2 protein-coding genes and 1 pseudogene are annotated in these 3,519 nt (G+C 41.6%); 1 reads left to right on the top strand and 2 read right to left on the bottom strand.

Translation table 11 applies throughout. The features are described from left to right. Positions 1–194: 194 nt before the first annotated feature. Together AC1DUA_RS29155 and AC1DUA_RS29150 are read right to left on the bottom strand one after the other, a co-directional pair. A pseudogene (locus AC1DUA_RS29155) lies at positions 195–1,710 on the bottom strand (acetyl-CoA hydrolase/transferase family protein). A 134-nt stretch (positions 1,711–1,844) separates the two neighbouring features. After that, entirely contained in the window at positions 1,845–2,489 is a 645-nt protein-coding gene (locus AC1DUA_RS29150; protein WP_477503083.1) for a LytTR family DNA-binding domain-containing protein, read from the bottom strand. A gap of 822 nt (positions 2,490–3,311) precedes the next feature. Between AC1DUA_RS29150 and AC1DUA_RS29145 the strand changes: the two genes are divergently transcribed. After that, positions 3,312–3,519 (top strand): MerR family DNA-binding transcriptional regulator (locus AC1DUA_RS29145; RefSeq protein WP_477503082.1); only part of this gene is annotated, 208 nt, incomplete at its 3' end.

Genomic DNA, 3,519 nt, shown 5'->3' with positions numbered 1-3,519 from the left:
CCGTTGGGTTTTTAATAGTCTATGTTGTTTTTTTCACGAAAAATCCCCTTCCAAGTTATATCAGTAAGTGTCTTTCTTTATTACTGTTTACTTGAGAGGATAATATTAATGACAGTCTTTCGGCCTTTTCTCGTTTTTTTGATTACCATATGAGAGTGAACTTTGGTCGAGAAATAACACAATTTACTGCAGTGTTACCTTACTTGCATAACTTTTTGAAGCATAGTCCCGTACTGCTCGTAATTCGTATACCACGCTAGCGCCTTCTCCAAGACATGAGGGGTTTGCCCTCCCCTTTTCAGGGCTTCATTGTAGTAGTCCATTAATTGCGTGCGGTACATTGGATGTGCACAGCGTGCAATAATTAGCTCCGCACGTTCTCTCGGCGCCAACCCCCGCAAATCTGCGTATCCTTGCTCTGTGACGACCACATCCACATCGTGCTCCGTATGGTCCACATGAGAAAACAAATGGTACAATACTTGAGATCTTCCCGTCTTTCGCAATCGATTTTGTGACGAAAATGGAAATACGGGAGTTTCGTGCAAAATCACCCGATCCACCAATGCCATTCATCATTTGTGTTCCCAATACATGTGTAGAGTTCACGTTTCCATAAATATCGAATTCCAACGCCGTATTTATCGCAATCACTCCCATTCGGCGAATAACCTCCGGGTGATTCGAAACCTCTTGAGGCCTTAGAATGAGTTTATCGCGGTATCTCTCCAAATTCGGGAAAACCTCTTCCATCTTCGAGCCCGAAAGCGTAATGGAACAAAAGGAGGCATAGCGAACTTTCCCTGCATCCATTAGCTCGAATACGGCGTCTTGCAATACTTCAGAATATACCTCCAGATCCGTAAATTCCGAATGTAACAGACCGTGAAAGACTGCATTAGAAACTGTTCCAATACCAGACTGAAGAGGAGCAAGGCGATTCGTCAAACGTCCCACTTGAACCTCTCGGCGCAGAAATGCTATTAAATGCTGCGCAATCGTTTCCGTTTCCATGTCGGGTGCCGTAATAGTCGAAGGGGAATCCTTCTGGTAGGTGAATACGATTCCTCGTACTTTCCCTATGTCTACAGGAATACCCAAGGAACCGATCCGATCATCCGGCTTTGTTATCGGAATGGGAGACCGATCCCCCTGGTTACCTGGTTCGTACAAATCATGGAGTCCTTCCAATAATCGCGGTTGAGCCATGTTGATTTCAACAATAATGGACTTCGCATGTTGAGCAAACACCATTGAATTCCCAACGGAGGTTGACGGGATAATCATGTTATCCTCCGTTATTGCAATTGCTTCCACGATGGCGAAATCAATAGGTTCAAGCACCTGAGCACGAACCATTTCCGACGTTTTGGATAAATGTTGATCTATAAAATAAAGTTCACCTTGATTAATTTTCTTTCGCATCGTCGGATCCGCTTGAAAAGGAAGACGCTTATTCAGCAAGCCGACTTCGGCAAACATTCTATCAATATCTGATCCCAGAGAAGCCCCGGTATATACATTAACTTTCATCTTCTCATTTCTGGCGCGCTCAGCGAGCGCCATGGGAACCGCTTTTGCATCTCCAGCCCGAGTAAACCCGCTTAGTCCCAGCGTCATTCCATTTTTAATCCAGGAAGCAGTTTCTTGTGCAGAAACTACCTTGTCATGTAGATTGTGGTTTTGAATTCGATAGAATGCGTTTTCCATAAGGCTCCCCCAACCTATTTGTCGTTGACACCATTTTAACAAATGACAAATAGGAGGAATGATTTTTCGGATGAAAATGAAGAAAATCAGGACGAACCATGCATATTTAAGCCTGAAACCATGAGATTAATCACTCAGAAGCCAAGTAATTTCCGGAAATAACTGGTATATGATTGACTGACCGTAATTTTGTTTCTATTTTTCATAATTAATACCAATGTTGAGTGTGTATCAGTGTAAATCTCCTTTATATAATTAACGTTAACTATAAAGGAACGGTGGCAGCGCACAAAGTAATCTTTCGGCAAAAGAAAGTCGAACTCATTTAACGTATATTTATGTGTGCCGATCAGTTTTTCAGTAACCACATGCGTTTTGCGATCACTTGCTTCCAGATACATCACATCCGGGAAAGGAACCGGAACCCACCCCTCATGGTATTTTACCGTTACTACGGATTTCCCGGTCGTTAGTGTAGGGAAAATCGCAGAAACACATCCCTCCAGTTTCCCTTCATGGATCAGCGGAACTGCCATACCGTAATAGGGGACACCTAATAAATCACGATCGATAAATTCGGAAATCTTTTGTTTTCCGGTTAACGCTTTATATGTAATCGTCCCCTCCTTAACGCGATCGCCTTTTTTAATTTTCAGGTCGATTCTTTTACTTGCCCGATAATAAATATATTCCTCCGTATTCGAAACCGCGATGGATGCCTCATCCGAAAACAACTCTACGATAGCATCAAACATAGCATTCATATTAATTTGTGTCATTCTATGCACCTCCTCTCCATTTTAAAATAAATTCATGTTTGAATACAACGTTAAGGACAACGATTCACTGAGTATACCTTCAATCTCAATACCAATAGAGTGATTTCTACGATTCATTTGAGTTTTCAAGATTGCATGCCCAAAAGTTTCTTGACTTCCAGGATAAATATACCAATTGAAGTTATCATTATTAGTAAGATACCTGATATCATTATGTCTATTTGATATCTTCACATACGCTTCCTTCTTCGTTAAGCCCTCGACTGGTAAATCAGGTAACTAGAACCTTGAATTTATTATGGTGTTCCCGAGAAAGAACAATAGAACAGCAAACATCAATATCGCAAATATACAATGAAATATTTCTTAGACAATTGGGGTATCTCTTTCTTGGGGGGTATTACAATATAGACGTATCGTGTTAAAAACGTTGCATTCCCTTAATACAAATTAATGGAGGTTTCTCCATTAATCTGCCCAATAGCTTAACACGGCTGCCGATTTCTACCGGCAGCCGCGCGCACTTGTTTTTCATGGAGCTATCGTGTCCCGTTAACATCGAATTTGGCAGTCTCATTCATCCTGTTCGCAGCTCTTATTTCGGGTCCTGCTAGATATGAAACCTATTGCCATCTGGATCTTCAAACCAAAACTTAATATATAGCCACCAAAATCTTTAATAGGTTCAATGGAAGCTGTCAGTTAAAAACTGATGCGATCCGTTTGCCACGGTCAATCAAATGTTCGGCTTCGGCCTCTGTAACGATAAGTTTTGAATGAAAGCTTCTTGACTTAAACCATGGTTTAAGTCGTATCCTATTCATGTCGACATTGAAATGCAGAATCGGAGGCCTCCAAATGAAGTATAATTCCATCGGCGAAGTGTCAGCCACACTCAATATTCCAGAATCAGCATTACGTTATTATGAAAAGAAAGGACTGCTGCCGCTAATCGAGCGCGATAATGCAGGCAGACGCTTATTTTCAGAACGTCAAATAGGGCTTCTTCAAGCTGTCGTCTGCTTCAAAA

This window comes from Paenibacillus sp. 01T422 (assembly GCF_056398785.1).
This window is presented reverse-complemented; position numbering and strand designations above follow the sequence as displayed.